This window comes from Mesorhizobium loti (assembly GCF_003148495.1).
GTDB lineage: Bacteria > Pseudomonadota > Alphaproteobacteria > Rhizobiales > Rhizobiaceae > Mesorhizobium > Mesorhizobium loti.
In genome coordinates this window covers 32231-48260 of sequence record NZ_QGGH01000005.1, presented here as the reverse complement: position 1 = coordinate 48260, position 16030 = coordinate 32231, and the positions used below count along the sequence as shown (strand labels likewise).

The 16030-nt window shown below is 63.7% G+C and carries 17 protein-coding genes; 5 read left to right on the top strand and 12 right to left on the bottom strand.

All coding sequences use genetic code 11. From position 1 onward, the window contains the following. Positions 1-19: 19 nt before the first annotated feature. The 3 genes from C8D77_RS19950 (at position 20) to C8D77_RS19940 (ending at position 2314) form a co-directional block, all read left to right on the top strand. A complete protein-coding gene (locus C8D77_RS19950) occupies positions 20-1678 on the top strand; it encodes an FAD-binding dehydrogenase (RefSeq protein ID WP_109666909.1) in 1659 nt (552 codons plus the stop codon). A 199-nt stretch (positions 1679-1877) separates the two neighbouring features. Further along, positions 1878-2072, top strand: a complete 195-nt coding sequence (locus tag C8D77_RS19945) for a hypothetical protein (RefSeq protein WP_109666906.1) — start codon at positions 1878-1880, stop codon at positions 2070-2072. Positions 2073-2092: 20 nt separating this feature from the next. Then, on the top strand, positions 2093-2314 hold the full coding sequence (locus tag C8D77_RS19940; protein ID WP_245462964.1) for a hypothetical protein: 222 nt from the start codon (positions 2093-2095) through the stop codon (positions 2312-2314). A gap of 150 nt (positions 2315-2464) precedes the next feature. Here C8D77_RS19940 and C8D77_RS19935 read toward each other — a convergent pair whose 3' ends face one another. Continuing rightward, positions 2465-2725, bottom strand: a complete 261-nt coding sequence (locus C8D77_RS19935) for a hypothetical protein (RefSeq protein WP_109666902.1) — start codon at positions 2723-2725, stop codon at positions 2465-2467. 25 nt (positions 2726-2750) lie between these two features. Between C8D77_RS19935 and dapA the strand changes: the two genes are divergently transcribed. After that, positions 2751-3701, top strand: coding sequence for a 4-hydroxy-tetrahydrodipicolinate synthase (gene dapA, locus C8D77_RS19930; RefSeq protein WP_109666900.1), 951 nt, complete (start codon positions 2751-2753; stop codon positions 3699-3701). On the opposite strand, the gene C8D77_RS19925 is transcribed toward dapA, so the two are convergent. The 8 genes from C8D77_RS19925 to bcoG form a co-directional block, all read right to left on the bottom strand. After that, a complete protein-coding gene (locus tag C8D77_RS19925) occupies positions 3660-3986 on the bottom strand; it encodes a hypothetical protein (protein ID WP_109667707.1) in 327 nt (108 codons plus the stop codon). The two genes, dapA and C8D77_RS19925, sit on opposite strands and share 42 nt — an antisense overlap. Before the next feature lie 713 nt (positions 3987-4699). Continuing rightward, entirely contained in the window at positions 4700-5638 is a 939-nt protein-coding gene (locus C8D77_RS19915) for an alpha/beta hydrolase (protein ID WP_109666895.1), read from the bottom strand. 17 nt (positions 5639-5655) lie between these two features. Next, the gene (locus tag C8D77_RS19910) at positions 5656-6438 is read right to left on the bottom strand and encodes a carnitinyl-CoA dehydratase (RefSeq protein WP_109666893.1); all 783 of its coding nucleotides are present in this window, start codon (positions 6436-6438) and stop codon (positions 5656-5658) included. Continuing rightward, the gene (locus C8D77_RS19905) at positions 6431-8509 is read right to left on the bottom strand and encodes an acetate--CoA ligase family protein (RefSeq protein WP_109666891.1); all 2079 of its coding nucleotides are present in this window, start codon (positions 8507-8509) and stop codon (positions 6431-6433) included. Before C8D77_RS19905 ends, C8D77_RS19910 begins: the two co-directional genes overlap by 8 nt. A 3-nt stretch (positions 8510-8512) precedes the next feature. Then, the gene (locus C8D77_RS19900) at positions 8513-9676 is read right to left on the bottom strand and encodes an acyl-CoA dehydrogenase family protein (protein WP_109666889.1); all 1164 of its coding nucleotides are present in this window, start codon (positions 9674-9676) and stop codon (positions 8513-8515) included. Positions 9677-9680: 4 nt separating this feature from the next. After that, entirely contained in the window at positions 9681-10784 is a 1104-nt protein-coding gene (locus C8D77_RS19895) for a carnitine 3-dehydrogenase (protein ID WP_109666887.1), read from the bottom strand. Beyond that, entirely contained in the window at positions 10781-11410 is a 630-nt protein-coding gene (locus C8D77_RS19890) for an HD domain-containing protein (protein WP_109666885.1), read from the bottom strand. The genes C8D77_RS19895 and C8D77_RS19890 overlap by 4 nt, the downstream gene beginning before the upstream one ends. Before the next feature lie 22 nt (positions 11411-11432). Further along, on the bottom strand, positions 11433-12350 hold the full coding sequence (bcoG, locus tag C8D77_RS19885) for a 3-dehydrocarnitine:acetyl-CoA trimethylamine transferase BcoG (RefSeq protein ID WP_023775990.1): 918 nt from the start codon (positions 12348-12350) through the stop codon (positions 11433-11435). A 78-nt stretch (positions 12351-12428) separates the two neighbouring features. Here bcoG and C8D77_RS19880 point away from each other — a divergent pair, with 78 nt between their 5' ends. Then, positions 12429-13409 carry a GlxA family transcriptional regulator gene (locus C8D77_RS19880; protein WP_109666883.1) on the top strand — a complete coding sequence of 327 codons (981 nt, stop codon included), beginning with the start codon at positions 12429-12431 and terminating at the stop codon, positions 13407-13409. Positions 13410-13422: 13 nt separating this feature from the next. Here the strand turns inward: C8D77_RS19880 and C8D77_RS19875 are convergent, their stop codons facing one another. The 3 genes from C8D77_RS19875 to xylA all read right to left on the bottom strand — a co-directional run bounded on the left by C8D77_RS19875 (position 13423) and on the right by xylA (position 15923). Then, a complete protein-coding gene (locus C8D77_RS19875; protein WP_109666881.1) occupies positions 13423-13626 on the bottom strand; it encodes a hypothetical protein in 204 nt (67 codons plus the stop codon). Positions 13627-13886: 260 nt separating this feature from the next. Next, positions 13887-14363 (bottom strand): GNAT family N-acetyltransferase, encoded by a 477-nt coding sequence (locus C8D77_RS19870; protein ID WP_109666879.1) that lies wholly within the window; start codon positions 14361-14363, stop codon positions 13887-13889. Between the two features lie 234 nt (positions 14364-14597). Next, positions 14598-15923 (bottom strand): xylose isomerase, encoded by a 1326-nt coding sequence (gene xylA / locus C8D77_RS19865; RefSeq protein ID WP_109666877.1) that lies wholly within the window; start codon positions 15921-15923, stop codon positions 14598-14600. Positions 15924-16030 lie beyond the last annotated feature (107 nt).

The following is a 16030-nucleotide window of genomic DNA, read 5'->3' as shown; positions in this document are numbered from 1 at the left end:
GCTAATTCTGGGAGGAAAAATGGCTGACGATGCGGATGTGATCATTGTCGGCGCCGGCCTTGCCGGGCTGGTTGCTGCCGCCGAGCTTGCCGAGGCGGGCAAGAAAATCATCATCGTCGACCAGGAGCCGGAGCAGTCGCTTGGCGGCCAGGCGTTCTGGTCGTTCGGCGGCCTTTTCCTTGTCGATTCGCCCGAGCAGCGGCGCATGCGCATCCGCGATTCGCATGATCTGGCGCTCGAAGACTGGATGGGAACGGCCGCATTCGATCGGCCGGAGGATTTCTGGCCGCGCAAATGGGCGCAGGCCTATGTCGGCTTCGCCGCCGGTGAGAAACGCTCATGGCTCCTGCAGCGCGGCCTGAAATTCTTTCCTGTCGTCGGCTGGGCCGAGCGTGGCGGCGGCAACGCTATCGGCCACGGCAATTCGGTGCCGCGCTTCCACATCACCTGGGGAACCGGCCCCGGCGTGCTCGAACCTTTTGTCCTGCGCGTGCGCGAGGCTCAGAAGCGTGGATTGATCAGCTTCAAATTCCGCCACCGCGTCAATGAATTGACCCGGACGGGCGCTGTTGTAACCGGCGTGCGTGGCGATATCCTGCAGCCGAGCACTGTCGAGCGCGGCCACAAGAGCGCGCGCGAAGTATCAGGCGATTTCGAGCTTCACGCGCAAGCGGTGATCGTCGCCTCCGGCGGCATCGGCGCCAACCATCAACTGGTGCGGGAGAATTGGCCGCAGCGGTTGGGCGCGGCGCCGAAGCGCATGATCACCGGTGTTCCCGACCATGTCGACGGCCGCATGCTGGCGATCACGGAACAGGCCGGCGGCTCGATCATCAACCGCGACCGCATGTGGCACTATGTCGAAGGCATCAAGAACTGGGCGCCGATCTGGACCGACCATGCCATCCGCATCCTGCCCGGTCCGTCATCGCTGTGGCTCGATGCACGCGGCAAGCGCCTGCCGGTGCCGCTCTATCCCGGCTTCGACACGCTCGGCACGCTCAGCCACATCATAAGCACCGGCTTCGACTATTCCTGGTTCATCCTGACCAAAAAGATCATCCAGAAGGAGTTCGCGCTGTCGGGCTCCGAGCAGAACCCCGATCTGACGGGCAAGAGCTGGCGCCAGGTGCTCGGCCGCGCCACGTCAGGCATTCCGGGTCCGGTCAAGGCGTTCATGGAGAAGGGCGAGGATTTCATCGTCGAGGCCGACCTGTCGACCCTGGTCGCGCGCATGAACGCACTGGCCGGCGGTGAGCCGTTGCTTGAGCTGGCTGAGGTCGAGCGCGAAATTCGCGCCCGCGACCGGCAGCTCGACAACCCGTTCTCCAAGGACATGCAGGTCACCGCCCTGCGCGGTGCGCGCGCCTATCTCGGCGACCGGCTGATCCGCACGGCCAAGCCGCACAAGATGCTTGACCCGGCAAATGGCCCGTTGATCGCGGTGCGCCTCAACATCCTGACCCGCAAGACATTGGGCGGCCTGCAGACCGATCTCGACAGCCGCGTGCTGGGTGCCGACGGCCAGCCGGTCGCGGGGCTCTATGCCGTCGGCGAAGCCGCCGGTTTCGGCGGCGGCGGCGTGCACGGCTATGCGGCGCTGGAAGGCACCTTCCTCGGCGGCTGCATCTTTTCCGGCCGCAGCGCCGGTCGGGCGGCTGCTGCCTCGGTGGCGTGAACGGCGCCCTCGCGGTCTGAATTCCGGCCTGGGTCCCACATACGCCCAGGCGATAAACATATGACTTTTTTATATTTTTCAGTTTTGGCCTGCCTCGAATACAAATGCGGATGCTTTTATCTTTCTGGGTGCAGCCGGTCCTGAGCCGCTGCAGGCAGTCATCACCTCGTGGTGACAGTTAGAAAGAAGGAAGTCTCCGATGTTCCTCTCAGACGGGCTCTATCTGCCCACCCATCGTCCGTTGCCGAAGTCGCAGCTCGAACAGGCGCGGCTGGCGGCCAACAGCAATCGCCGCCGGCCGGTCGGCTTGCTCGCGCCATTTACAGCCACGTGGTGGCTGCTGGTCGTCGGCGCCTTGCTGGCCGCCGCCGCGATCGCTGCTCAGCTTTCCTGATAGCAAGGCAGGAGATGACGATGCAAACCTCTCATATTTCCCCTGACGGAGAGACCCTTCACCGCTTCGTCGTCGGACGCGATGGCGAAGGCCACTGGATCGCGCGCGACGAAGAAGGCCAGACCGGCGGCGTTTTCGCCGACAGGAGTTCCGCGGTACGTTTCGCCACGATGGAAAGCGGTCACAGGGTCGGCGCGATACGCTTCGCACCGGCGAGCGTCCGACTTTCCCTGTTCAACTGATCGCGCCCGGTTCCGTCCTCATCGGAACGATCTGCCATGGACAATTCCAACGCTGCCGACCTGACCGGATTGCTCGATCGTCTCCTGCATGTCGGCAGATTGCTCGAACACCAGCTGTGGGAAGCCGCACGCGGCCTGTCGCTCGACAGATCATCCCGACATGGCCGCCGGTTTGCCCAGTTGGTCGAGGCCGGCGCCACGCTCGACGCCGTCCTCTTGCTCGTCGCCGCGTCGAAGCCGGAGCGTTCGGTGTCCGCCATCAGCAGGATCGGCGAGCGTTGGCTTTGCAGCCTTCAAGCCACGCATGCGGAGGCGCCGGCCAGGCCCGACAAATTCGACGCGGATCACACTGATCTGGCTGCCGCGCTGCTGTCGGCCCTGCTTTCCTCGCATCTCGAACAGGCAGCGCATCCAAAAAATCACCCAGGAGAATCCCATGACGTCAGAACAAGCACGACTGCGCCTGACCGGTGCGATGACCGCGCTGGTAACGCCGTTCACCGACGGCGAGGTCGATCTGAAGCAACTGACCACGCTCTTGCGCTGGCAGATCGAACAAGGGATCAACGGGCTGGTCCCGTGCGGCACCACCGGTGAAGCCCCGACCTTGTCGTGGGAGGAGCGCCTCGACATCATCGCGCTCTGCGTGAAAATTGCCGGCGGCAGGGTCCCGATCATCGCCGGCACCGGCACCAACAGCACCGAGACGACGATTGCCTTTTCGACAGCCGCCGAAGCTTTCGGCGCCGACGCCGCCCTGATCGTGATGCCTTACTATAACAGGCCGAGCCAGGAAGGCATTTTTCGCCATTTCGAAGCGGTCGCCCGCAAGATCAGCTTGCCGATCATCGTGTACAACGCGCCGGCACGAACCGGCGTCGACCTGTCGCTGGAGACGATCGAGCGCCTGGCGCAGATTCCAACCATCGTCGGCATCAAGGATGCTACGGGCGATGTGAGCCGGCTATCCTCGCTTCCCGCTGTGCTGAGGCGCCGTTTCATCTGTCTGTCTGGCCACGACGCAACGTCGTTCGGCTTCAACACGATGGGCGGGCGTGGAACCATCTCCGTGGTCTCCAACGTCGCGCCGCGACTGTGCGTCGAGATGCATGATGCGTGCCAGCAAGGCGATCACCACACCGCCCGCGCCATCCATCACCGCTTGCGGCCGCTGATCGCGGCGCTCGAACTGGAGAGCAATCCGGTTCCGGTCAAATATGCCTTGAGTCTGGCGCTGGGGCTGACCCCGGACGTCCGATTGCCGATGACGGCTGTTCGCCCGGAAACCGAAACAGCTATACGGGAGGCGATGCTGGCCCTGAGCGGGAGCCCCGATGTCGCGCAATCAAACGCGGTGCTGGCTACGTCCGCGCCGTGGCGGCTTTGACGGGACGGAAGTCGCTTTGCCGTCAACGGCATAGACCAGTCCAGGCTGGACAATCCATTCGCCGGTCCGCAGCGCCTCGACGTCAAAGCGTCCGCTGCGGTCGCGCGGTGCAACGCCGACAAAATGGTATTGCAGCCCACTCGCATCGACGACCGTCTCGGCGATCGGATGGCCAGCGAGCCGGCCGATGATCGCGCCCTGTTCCCTGAGGTTTGCCAGGACGAAATACTCCGTCGGCATCCTGCGGCTAACCCGGGAGGTCAGCCAGACTGAATGTGATTTCATGTTCGTCTGAAGCCAGTTCGTCGTTCCGGCCGCCAATCAGGCGGCGGCCCGGAACTACATAGTCGCTGGCTGCATAGGAATTCGAGAGCAGGTTTTGGCCTGATTTATAAAGGCCGCATATGCCCCGCCCGATCAGGGATACTGCCGATGCCGTCGGCGCGGCTCGATACAGTCAGGCGACGGCCTCGTCGCAGGACCATCAGCGCAGTCCGGTCCGCCGGGTTGTACGTCCGGCCGGGGCGCACAATCAATTGCTGGTCCGTTGACGCAATCGGGACGGCCTGGGCGGTCCGGCCTATCGGGCCTATCGGGCCGATCCGGCCGGGGTGCACAATCAACTGCCGGTCCGCCGACGCAATCGGGGCGCCATGGTCGGTCCGGTCTATCAGGCCGATCCGGTCTGTCGGGACGATCGGGCCTGTCGGGGCGCCACGGCCTGTCCGGCCTCCACGGTCTGTCGGGTCGGTGGTCGCGATCCCGCCAGTGGTGTTCGCGCCAGGGGCGGTCGCGATAATCCTCCGTGTCGACGCATGCGCTAAGCGTCGCGGCGCAAATGATGAGCGCCAACGCGCTTCCGAACCTTATCATGTCTGCGATTTCCTGCTGTCGGTCGAACCCATGGTGGTCTGCACCGCCAGCATTGCGCCTGCATTACGCCGGCCGCATCCGATCATGTCTGCGTAGTCGTCTCACTCACAGGATGGGAAAATCGCTCACCAGCGCCAGGCGCCCTGCCCAAGGGCGACTACCGCCTCAGTGATCCGGGTGAAGCTTACGCGGGCTCGGCCGACCGTGTGCCGGGCCCTGAGATAGCCGTGCACCAATCCCGGTTCCTCGAACCAGGTGGCGCGGCCACCTGCCGCGATGATGCGGTCGCGATAGGCCTCGCCATCCGACGACAGCGGATCGCATTGCGCGGTGATCAGTACTGTCGGCGGCAAGTTGGCGAAGTCGGTGTCGGCGAGCGGGGCCAGCGTCGCGTCGCCGCTGCGGTCCTGCCCGCCGGTACGGATATGCTTGTAGAATTCGAGATCGCGCATGGTTAGCATCGGCGCTTCGGCGTGGATCACGTAGGATCCCTTCGACCGATCGCCGCCCAGGCCGGGATAGATCAGCACCTGGCCGATCGGCCTTTTGGCCCAGCCGCGTGTCGCGTGGCTGACGGCAGCGGCCAGATTGCCGCCGGCGCTGTCGCCACAAAGCACGATAGGGTGCGGGCGGTTGGCCGCGGCCCATTCGAAGGCGCTCATCACATCGTCGAAGGCGGCCGGATGCAGGTGCTCCGGCGCCAACCGGTAGTCGACCGAGACCACCTCATAGCCGGTGCTGGCGCACAGCTCTGCACAGACATCGTCGTGGCTGTCCAAGCCGCCGAGGATGTAGCCACCGCCATGGAAATACAGCACCGTCACGGCTACCTGGCGCGCGCTTCGGTAGGTTCGGATCGGGATGTCGTGCGTGGGCGTTGCAATGGCGGAGGTTTCGACCGCAACGCCCTCGGGGTAGCCGGCAAAGAACTCGCGGCACATGCGATCGTAGATCTCGCGCTGCTGCGCGATCGTGTAGTCGATCGTGTCGGGTGGATAATAGGAGTTGGTCCGCTCGATGAAGGCCCAGGTTTCGGCGTCGATGAGGATTTTGTAGTCGGTCATGGGCGCTGGTCTGCCGCTCATTTCCCCTTCCACACCGGATCGCGCTTTTCGGCAAAGGCGCGAAAACCTTCCATGCCGTCCTCGGAGCCATAAAGCGCATCGACCGTCGCCAACTGGCGACGGGTCACCTTGTTCATCGCGTCCTGGAAAGTCAGCGCTTCGGCGACGCGCGCCGTCTCCTTGATCGCGGCAAACACCAGCGGCGGGCCGCCGGCCAGCAGCCGGGCGATTTCCCAGACGCGCTCCTCGAGCTTTTCCTTGGGCAGCACTTCGTTGACAAGGCCCCAGCGATGCGCCTCGGCGACATCCATCCAGCGGCCGGTGAGCAGCAGGTCCATGGCGACATGGTAGGGGATGCGCTTCGGCAGTTTGATCGTCGCCGCGTCGGCCAGCGTGCCGGCGCGGATTTCGGGCAGCGCGAAGGAGGAATGGTCCGAGGCGTAGATCAGGTCGCAGGACAGCGCCAGTTCGAAGCCGCCGCCAACCGCCATGCCGTTGACGCAGGCGATGACCGGCTTGTTGAGGTCGCGCAGTTCCTGCAGCCCGGCAAAACCGCCGACGCCATAGTCGCCATCGACCGCATCACCGTCTGCAGCCGCCTTCAAATCCCAGCCGGCGCAGAAGAACTTGTCGCCGGCGGTCTTGACGATGGCGACACGCAACTCCGGATCGTCGCGGAACGCCTTGAAGGTCTCGCCCATCAGCCGCGAGGTTTTCAGGTCGATGGCGTTGGCCTTTGGCCGGTCGAGCGTGACCTCGAGGATGGTGCCTTCGCGGCGGGTCGAAATGACGTCAGACATTCTTCTTGTCTCCCAGCACCAGCAGTGCGTCGGCGATCCAGGCGCCCTTGCCTTCGCTGCAGACGATCAGCGGGTTGATGTCGAGCTCCTCGATCTCTCCGGCATTCTTCTGCACGAAAGCGGCAATGCCCGAGATGGCATCGATGGCAGCGGCAACATCGGCTTTCGGCCGGCCGCGATAGCCTTCGAGCAGCGGGAACAGTTTCAGGCCGCGCAACGCTGCCTCGATATCGTCGCGCGTTGCCGGCAGCATCAGCGTGACGCTGTCGCGCAGCAGTTCGACCAGCACGCCGCCAGTGCCCAAGGTCATCACCGCGCCGAACATCGGGTCGCGGGTGAAGCCGACGATCAGTTCAGCGACGCCGTCGCGCACCATGCGTTCGACATAGAGGCCGGTGCCGAGCGGCAACAGGTCATGCGCCGCCGTGCTGACGGATTCGGCATCCCTGAGGTTGAGCCTGACAGCGCCAACCTCGGATTTGTGGGTGACGCCGAGCGCCTTCAGCGCCACCGGGAAGCCGAGCGCCATCGACGAGATCACCGCCTCGACGGCATTGGCGGCGCGTTCGCCTTTGGGCACCGGCAGGCCGGCCTCAATGAGGCGGGATTTCGCCTCGGCCTCATCAGGGGTGACGTGGTCACCGCCAGGCGCACCGGCGGCCGACGTGTCGATCGGCTGCGCCTGCGGTTCAGCCCAAGCCCAGCCGATGAAGGCTGCCGCCCCGGCTGCATCCATCGCTTCGGAAATGCCGAACAACGGCACCATGCCGCGCGCCATCAGCCCGGCCGTGTATTCCTCAGGCAGGTTCTCCGGCAGCGAGGAGACGATCGCGCCTTGCGCCCTGTTGGTCTTCAGCGCCGATTCAAAGGCGCGCAGCGTCGCCCACCAGTCGGTGTCCGAGCAGCGGTCGGGTCGCGGGAAGTCGAGCACCAGCATGTTGAGGTCGAAGCCGCCCGACACCATGGCGGTGAAGGTGGCGGTCATCGCCGGCTCGTTGTTCCAGATGAAGGTGTGGTAGTCGAGCGGATTGGCTACCGCGACCAGCGGCCCAAGCGTCGATTTGACATGAGCACGGTGCGTGCCGGTCAGATCAGGGAAATTGACCCAGCGGCCTTCGGCACTGTCGGCCATGACCGAGGCCTCGCCGCCGGAGCAGCTCATCGACGACAGCCTATAGCCGGGCAAAGGTCCGGTGATGTGCAGCAGCTTCAGCGCCTCGATGAAGGCGGGGATGGAATCGACGCGCGCAATGCCAAGCCGCCTCAAGAACGCGCCCGAGGCCGCGTCCGAGCCGGCCAGCGAGGCGGTGTGCGAGACGGTCGCCTGTCTGGCCTGTTCCGAGCGGCCGACCTTCATGGCGATGATCGGCTTCTTAAGCTCGCGGGCTCGTGCCGCCAACCGTTCGAAGCCGGCTACCGAATCGAAGGCCTCGATGTGCAGACCGAGCGATGTGACCCGCTCGTCCTCGATCAGGCCGAGCGCCATTTCGGACAGGCCGGTCTGCGCCTGGTTGCCGGCTGTCATCAGAAAGGCGATCGGCAGGCCGCGCTTCTGCATGGTCATGTTGATGGCGATGTTGGAGGACTGGGTGATGATGGCGACGCCCTTGCCGCCCTCGGCCAGTCTTATGCCGCCATGCTGGTCGGGCCACAGAAGCGCGCCGTCGGCATAATTGATCAGGCCATAGCAATTCGGCCCGATGATCGGCATTGAGCCGGCTGCTGCGACCAGCTCGGCCTGCAGCCGCTCGCCATCGTCGTCATAGGCCTCGGTCTCGAGGAAGCCGGCGGCAAAGCAGACGGCGCCGCCGGCGCCGCGCTCGGCCAGCGCCTTGATCACCTCGATGGTCAAATGCCGGTTGACGCCGACAAAGGCAGCGTCCGGCGCGCCAGGCAGGTCAGCGACCGAACGATAGGCCTTGCGGCCGGCGACCTCGTCCTTGGTCGGATGCACCGGCCAGATCTCGCCGGCAAAGCCCATCTTGATCGATTGCGCGACGACCGCTGCAGCCTGCGCCCCGCCGAAGACGGCAATCGATTTCGGCCGCAGGAGACGCTCAAGTTTATGCATATGTTATGCCCCGAACGGACGCAGCAGCGCCCTTGAAATAATGTGGCGCTGGATCTCGGACGTGCCTTCCCAGATGCGCTCGACGCGCGCGTCGCGCCAGATGCGCTCCAGCGGCAGGTCGTCCATCAGCCCCATGCCGCCATGGACCTGGATTGCCTCATCGGCGACAAAAGCGAGCATTTCAGTGGCCTTCAGCTTGGCCATGGCCATGTCCTGATCGGTGACGGTGCCCTGATCGTACTTCCAGCCGGCTTCGAACACCATCAGGTCGGCGGCCTTCAGTTCGGTCGCCATGTCGGCAAGCTTGAACGACACTCCCTGGAACTTGCCGATCTGCTGGCCGAACTGCTGGCGCTGCGCGGCATATTCGACGGCATGGCCAAGCGCTCGCTCGGCACGGCCGAGGCAGGTGGCGCCGACCTGCAGCCGGGTGGCGCCGAGCCAGGAATTGGCGACGTCGAAACCCTTGTGGACTTCGCCCAACACTTGGGCGGCGGGAAGCCGGCAATCGTCGAATTCAAGGATGGCGTTGGTGTAGCCGCGATGCGAGACATTGCGGTAGCCGTCGCGGACGGTGAAGCCTTTGGTGCCCTTGTCGACGAAGAAGGCGGTGATCTTCTTGCGTTTTCCACGCGCAGACTCTTCCTCGCCCGAGGCCATGAAAACGATGGCGAAGTCGGCGAGGTCGGCGTGGGAGATAAAATGCTTGGTGCCGTTCAGCACCCAGTCGTCGCCATCCTGCACGGCGGTCGCCTTCATGCCGCGCAGGTCGGAGCCGGCGCCCGGCTCGGTCATCGCCAGGCAGTCCCATTTCTCGCCACGGATGCAGGGGAACAGGTATTTCTCGCGCTGCTCCGGCGTACCGGCGAGCAGGATGTTGGAGGGGCGCGCCACGCAGGTCCAGTGCAGCGCATAATTGGCGCGGCCGAGTTCCTTTTCGTAGAGCAGCCAGGTCACCGTATCCAGGCCGGCACCGCCGACATCGGCCGGCATGTTGGCGGCATAGAGCCCGGCCTCGATCGCCTTGGCCTTGATCTCCTCGATCAGGTCGCGGCGCAGCACGCCGGTGCGCTCGACCTCGCGCTCATGCGGGTAAAGCTCGTTCTCGACGAACGCACGCGTCGTCTCGACGATGAGCCTCTGTTCCTCCGACAGCCCGAAATCCATGGTCTCAGCCTTTCTTCTTGCCGGTCTTTTTCTTCGGCTTTTCGGCTTTCTTCACCGGCTTCAAGGCCTTGGCTTTCTCGGCCGCCTTGGAGGCCGTCGGTTTCTTCGCCGCGAGCTTGGCGAGCTGCTTGGTATAGTCCTTGTGCAACGCGCCGGCGCCCCAGCCCTTGCCTTTGTTCTGCTTCGACAGCGCATCCATGATGGCGACCAGATTGTCGTCGCGGATCTTTTCCAGCTCGCGGATCGACAGACCATGCGCCTGATCGTCCGACTGCGTGGCGATCAGGTCGACCAGCTCATCGTTGAACTCCGGCACGTCCATCAGCTTGGTCCATGGCCATTTCAGGCACGGGCCGAACTGCGCCATGAAATGGCGCATGCCGGCCTCGCCGCCGGCGACGCGATAGACCTGGAACATACCCATCTGCGCCCAGCGCAGGCCGAAGCCATAGCGCATGATGTCGTCGAGTTCCTCGACCGTGCAGATGCCGTCTTTGATCAGCCACAGCGCCTCGCGCCACGCCGCTTCGAGCAGCCGGTCACCGACGAAGGCCTCGATCTCCTTGCGGATGACGACCGGCTTCATGCCGATCGAGGCGTACATCTCCCTGGCGACTTCGATCGCCTCGGGAAAGGTCTGCTCGCCGCCGACGATCTCGACCAGCGGCAGAAGATAGACCGGGTTGAACGGATGGCCGACGACCAGCCGCTCCGGATGCTTCTTCATCGCCACCTGCATGTCGGTCGGCTTGATGCCGGAGGTCGAGGAGCCGACAATCGCATTGGCCGGCGCATGGGCGTCGATCTCGGCCAGCACGCGGTGCTTGAGGTCGAGCCGCTCCGGCACGCTCTCCTGGATGAAATCGGCATCGGCGACCGCCTCGGCGATGGTCTTGGCGAAGGTCAGCTTGCCTTCCCTGGGCAAGCCGCCGGGCACCATCTGCTTGTAGGCACGGCGGGCGCCCTTCATCACTTCGCCGACCTTGCGCGAGGCCTCGGGATCCGGATCGAAGATCGACACGTCGATGCCGTTGAGCAGCAGCCGCGCCACCCAGCCGGCGCCGATGACACCGCCACCGATGGCGGCCGCCTTGTTGATGATGCTCATGCTGTGGCTCCGGTTCTTGTCTTGGCTGTTGCGGGATCGATGAGAGGCACGCGCTCTCCGGCGCGGATCACGGACGCGTCGTAGGCCTTGCGGGCAAAGACTTCGAGCACGAAGGGCCGGAAGAACTCGATCGGCAGCGTGTCGTAGTCGGGGTCGAAGCTCGACTGGTCCCAGCGCTCGCAAAACTGGTCGCAATCGTCGAAATAGGCGTGGCCGGCGAAGCGGTCGCGGGCATGGCGGTTGCCGCCCAGATGGTGAGCATAATAGAGCCGCTGGAAGTCGCCATGCTTTTCCACGACCCAGGTGCATTGCTCGCGCACGAAGGGTTTCAGGATCGAAGCGGCATATTCGTCGTGATTGTAAGGCGCGTAGATGTCGCCGATGTCGTGCAGCAGCGCACAGGCGATCCAGTCGGTGTCGGCGCCGTCACGCCAGGCGCGCGTCGCGGCCTGCAGCGAATGGCCGAGCCGGGTGATCTTGTAACCCGACAGGCCCTCATCGAGTTGCACCAGCGCATCGAGCAGCCGCTCGCCGGTCCTGGCGGCATAGTCGATTTCATGCGCGGTCAGGAACTCGTAGTCGTCCCGGTCGCCATCCTTCATCGCCGTGAATTTTACGGTAGTCATGCCGACCCTCCCAGCGAATAATTTATGCCGCTATCGGCGCCCGCTTGGTCAGGTTCAGCTTCTTGCGCACTTCCTCCGGGCCGATGATCCTGGCGCCCAGATTGGTGACGATGCTGGCGGCACGCTCGACCAATTGCGCGTTGGTCGCCAGCACGCCCTTGTCGAGCCACAGATTGTCCTCAAGCCCGACGCGGACGTTGCCGCCGGCTAGCACCGCCGCAGCGGCATAGGCCATCTGGTTGCGGCCGATGGCGAAGGCCGACCAGTTCCAGGTCGATGGCACGTTGTTGACCATGGCCATGAAGGTGTTGAGGTCGTCAGGCGCCCCCCACGGCACGCCCATGCAGAGCTGCACCAGCGCGTCGGGGTTGAGCACCTTTTCCTCAACCAGTTGCTTGGCGAACCACAGATGGCCGGTGTCGAAAGCCTCGATCTCCGGCTTGACGCCGAGCGCCGTCATCATGCCGCCCATGGCGCGCAGCATGCCGGGCGTGTTGGTCATGACATAGTCGGCCTCGGCGAAATTCATGGTGCCGCAATCGAGCGTGCAGATTTCCGGCAGGCACTGGCGCACATGTTCCATGCGGTTGGTGGCGCCGCCCATGTCGGTGCCTTTTTCGTTGAGCGGCAGCGGCGCTTCCGGCGATCCGAACACCATGTCGCCGCCCATGCCGGCGGTCAGGTTCAGCACCACATCGACATTGGCCTCGCGAATGCGCTCGGTCACTTCGCGGTAGAGATGCACGTCGCGCCTGGGCTTGCCGGTCTCGGGATCACGCACATGGCAATGCACGATCGCCGCACCCGCCTTGGCCGCGTCGATCGCCGAATCGGCGATCTGCTTGGGCGAGCGTGGCACATGCGGGCTGCGGTCCTGCGAGCCGCCGGACCCGGTCACGGCACAGGTAATGAAAACCTCGCGGTTCATGGCAAGCGGCATGGAACTCTCCTCCCAATCCAGACAGACGGCGACAATGCCTGACTTGTCGGAAACTGTTTTGCGTTTTACGAAGGTGGTATGACAAAAAGCGAAAAATCGACAATCTTTCGTGCCGAGCACTCACCGCTTAAGGTGACGCTGCTGGTGTTTTCCGGGGCGTCCATAATGTGCGTGGCATGCGCAGTCGATCCGCTGCGCGCCGCCAACCGCATCGCCGGCGAAACCCTGTTCGACTTCAAACTGGTCTCGGTGACGGGCGAGGCGCCGGTCACAACATGCGGCCTGCCGGTGGCGGTCAGTGGCCGGTTCGATGCGGCTGAACCAACCGATGTGCTTGTCGTCGTCGCCGGTTTCGGCACTCAGAACTATGCCACATCGGCCCTGCTGTCAGGCCTGCGCCGCGCGGCGCGAACGGCGCGCGCCTGCGGCGGTGTCGAAGCCGGCACATGGCTGGTGGCACGCGCCGGCTTGCTGGAAGGACGCAGCGCCACCACCCATTGGGAGGATATGGAGGATTTTTCCTCCGCCTTCCCGGGCGTCGACGTGCGCCCCGATCGATACATCATCGACGGGCCGGTCTTCACCACGGGCGGCGCCTCGCCAACTTTGGACCTGATGTTGCATCTGATTCGCACCCGGCTCGGCATGGCCGTGGCGCTGGATGTGGCAAGTTCGTTCATTTATGATCAGGCGCGTGCGGCGACCGATGCGCAGCCGCTGGTCTCGCTCGGCCGGCTCGACGGTTACGACCCGCGCCTTGCGCAAGCCATCCGGCTGATGGAATCGCATGTCGACCAGCCGCTGACCATAGAGGCGGTGGCAAAGCGCGCCGGCGTAACGGCGCGGACATTGGAGAGCATCTTTCGCAAGTCGATCGGCGAGACGCCGGGCGCCTATTATCTCAGGCTGCGCCTCGGCGCCGCGCGCCGGCTGGTGGTCGATACAAGGGTTGCCATGGCCGATATTGCCGGGCGGACCGGATTTTCGTCCGCCGCGGCGTTTTCGAGAGCGTTTTCAAGGGCTTTCGGCGAAGCGCCGGTCAGGCTTCGGAGGGGCTAGTTCAAAAGAAAAATCAGGCCGCGTTCTGATGGTCGCCATCGATCTGCGAGCGCATCTGTCTGGCAAGATGGGTCTCGAAGCGGCTGGCAACGGCGCGATCCCATTCGTTCGAAATCTTGGCGTCGTCGGTTTTCCTCGGCATCGCCATCAGCCGGTCGATGATCGATCCGGTCTCGCCAGGTGAGAGCAGGGCGTCGATTTCACGTTCGTTCTGCATATCGGTTCGCCTCCTTCTTCCTCTCCCGCCACGAGCCAGTCTTATACGAGATACGTGACGGCAGTTTGAAGGCAAGAGCGAGGTCATTGAAGGGCGGCAAAGGGCAAAACCGTGTCGACGGACCCGGCCTTGCGCAAAGCTGTTCCTGCGTCTGGGCAGCGCAGGTCAAGGAGAAATCTATTGTTGGTTTACGCAATTCCCAAGGGAAAGCGCTGTACGCTTTTCCCGGGAAAACCGTCACACACTTTTCCTGGAATTGCTCAAAGCCGCTTCTCGAACAGCACCGTGGTGAAGCCACTGTCCCATTCGTCATCCGGATAGCGGTTTTTCTCGACATAGCCGACCGCCTTGTAGAGTGCTTGTGCGGGCAGGTTGAACGTGTCGGTTTCCAACCGCACCTGCGTCGACCCGGTCGCGCCGATCGCCTGTTCGGCATGGGAAAGCAATTTGCGGCCGACACCTTGCCCTTGACGGGACGCCATGACGTGCAGGGCTTCGATGAAGTCCGCGCGCCAATGGATCAGGCCGGCGACCGCGCCATCGATCTCGGCAACGGCAAATTCAGGCCAGCTCCGGTCGACATAACGCCCGCCTATATCCGTCTCGATATAGCGCTGCGCCGCTGCCTCGGTGACATTCGGCAGCCAGGTGCCTTCGAATGTTTCCGGCAGGACCCGCTTCAAAGCCGGGATATCGCTTGCCTGCGCCGGGCGCACGATGATTCGATCCTCTGCCATTTTCCGTCTCCTGCCATGCATGTCGCCCAAAAGTGCACAGCGGTTTTGGGACGACGACATGCATAAAAGTAAAGGCGGCCGTGTCGCCTTTCGGCGGCGCGGCACCTTGATCGCGTGCAGGCCGCCAAAGATCCGTGCGATCTTCGGCGGCGTGCGCGAAATGCGCTGACTAGCAGATGGTGATGGCGGCGGCTTTCAGCCAGAGGTGGCGGATGTCGGTCCAGAGATCGGGCTTCACACGTACCGGTTCACGATGTTTTCCAGCAGTTCCTGGCGGCCGGACCTTGGCTGCGGCTCGATCTTCTTCTTGACGACGCGCTCGGCGATGTCTTCCAGCGTGCGTTTGCCGGAAAGCATCGCCTTGCCCTCGGCCGTGTTCCAGCCGGCATAACGTTCGGCCAGCGGTGCGGACAGCGCCTTGTCCTCGATCATGCGAGCCGCGGCTTTCAGACCGCGTGCGCAAGAGTCCATGCCGCCGATATGGCCGATCAGCAGGTCTTGCGGATCGAGCGACTGACGGCGCAGCTTGGCGTCGAAATTGGTGCCGCCGGTCTTGAAGCCACCGGCCTGCAGGACCTGGTAGTAGGCCAGCGCCATTTCCGGCACGTTGTTGGGGAACTGGTCGGTGTCCCATCCCGACTGGTAGTCGTTGCGGTTCATGTCAATCGAACCGAAAATGCCGAGCGCATTGGCCAGCGCCAGCTCGTGCTCGAAGGAATGGCCGGCCAGGATGGCATGGCCCTGCTCGATGTTGACCTTGACCTCCTTCTCGAGCCCGAAGCGCTTGAGGAAGCCGTAAACGGTGGCGACATCGTAATCGTATTGGTGCTTGGTCGGCTCCTGCGGCTTCGGCTCGATCAGGATCGTGCCCTTGAAACCGATCTTGTGCTTGTAGTCGACGACCATGCTGAGGAAACGGCCGGCCTGTTCCTGCTCGCGGGCAAGGTCGGTGTTGAGCAGCGTCTCATAGCCCTCGCGCCCGCCCCACAGCACGTAGTTCTCACCCTTCAGCCGCTTGGTGACGTCGATACAGCTTTTTACAGTCGCCGCTGCGTAGGCAAAGACATCCGGATCGGGATTGGTGGCCGCACCTGACATGAAGCGGCGATTGGAGAACAGGTTGGCCGTGCCCCACAAAAGCTTGACGCCGGTCTGCTTCATTTTTCCGGCGAAATAGTCTGATATCTCGTCGAGGCGGGCCGCACTTTCGGAAAAATCCTTGCCCTCCGGCCGCACATCGGCGTCGTGGAAGCAGAAATAGGGCGCGCCGAGCAGCGAAAACATCTCGAAGGCGACATCGGCCTTGAGCTTGGCCAGTTCCATCGTGTCGACGCCGCCTGCCTTGGGAAACCAGGGACGGTCGAAGGTCTGGCCGCCGAACGGATCGCCGCCCGGCCAGGCGAAGGAATGCCAGTAGGCGACGGCGAAACGCAGATGATCTTCCAGCCGCTTGCCGGCGACGACCTCATCGGGATTGTAGAACCGGTAGGCCAGCGGATTGGTCGAATCCGGCCCCTCATATTTGATCTTCTGGATGTCGCCGAAAAATCCGCTGCTCATGGTCTTTTTCCTCTTTCGAATAATTCGCCCTGATTACCTCAGGTAATTCGCTCTGATTACCTCAGGCGTAATTGGTTTCGTTCTTCCGCTGGTCGAAAAGGCTCGTG

Coding starts and splice junctions, on each gene's coding strand:
- C8D77_RS19950 (WP_109666909.1), top strand. CDS start 20: ATGGCTGACGATGCGGATGTGATCATTGTCGGCGCCGGCCTTGCCGGG.
- C8D77_RS19945 (WP_109666906.1), top strand. CDS start 1,878: ATGTTCCTCTCAGACGGGCTCTATCTGCCCACCCATCGTCCGTTGCCG.
- C8D77_RS19940 (WP_245462964.1), top strand. CDS start 2,093: ATGCAAACCTCTCATATTTCCCCTGACGGAGAGACCCTTCACCGCTTC.
- C8D77_RS19935 (WP_109666902.1), bottom strand. CDS start 2,725: ATGCGCTGCCTGTTCGAGATGCGAGGAAAGCAGGGCCGACAGCAGCGC.
- dapA (WP_109666900.1), top strand. CDS start 2,751: ATGACGTCAGAACAAGCACGACTGCGCCTGACCGGTGCGATGACCGCG.
- C8D77_RS19925 (WP_109667707.1), bottom strand. CDS start 3,986: ATGAAATCACATTCAGTCTGGCTGACCTCCCGGGTTAGCCGCAGGATG.
- C8D77_RS19915 (WP_109666895.1), bottom strand. CDS start 5,638: ATGACCGACTACAAAATCCTCATCGACGCCGAAACCTGGGCCTTCATC.
- C8D77_RS19910 (WP_109666893.1), bottom strand. CDS start 6,438: ATGTCTGACGTCATTTCGACCCGCCGCGAAGGCACCATCCTCGAGGTC.
- C8D77_RS19905 (WP_109666891.1), bottom strand. CDS start 8,509: ATGCATAAACTTGAGCGTCTCCTGCGGCCGAAATCGATTGCCGTCTTC.
- C8D77_RS19900 (WP_109666889.1), bottom strand. CDS start 9,676: ATGGATTTCGGGCTGTCGGAGGAACAGAGGCTCATCGTCGAGACGACG.
- C8D77_RS19895 (WP_109666887.1), bottom strand. CDS start 10,784: ATGAGCATCATCAACAAGGCGGCCGCCATCGGTGGCGGTGTCATCGGC.
- C8D77_RS19890 (WP_109666885.1), bottom strand. CDS start 11,410: ATGACTACCGTAAAATTCACGGCGATGAAGGATGGCGACCGGGACGAC.
- bcoG (WP_023775990.1), bottom strand. CDS start 12,350: ATGCCGCTTGCCATGAACCGCGAGGTTTTCATTACCTGTGCCGTGACC.
- C8D77_RS19880 (WP_109666883.1), top strand. CDS start 12,429: ATGACAAAAAGCGAAAAATCGACAATCTTTCGTGCCGAGCACTCACCG.
- C8D77_RS19875 (WP_109666881.1), bottom strand. CDS start 13,626: ATGCAGAACGAACGTGAAATCGACGCCCTGCTCTCACCTGGCGAGACC.
- C8D77_RS19870 (WP_109666879.1), bottom strand. CDS start 14,363: ATGGCAGAGGATCGAATCATCGTGCGCCCGGCGCAGGCAAGCGATATC.
- xylA (WP_109666877.1), bottom strand. CDS start 15,923: ATGAGCAGCGGATTTTTCGGCGACATCCAGAAGATCAAATATGAGGGG.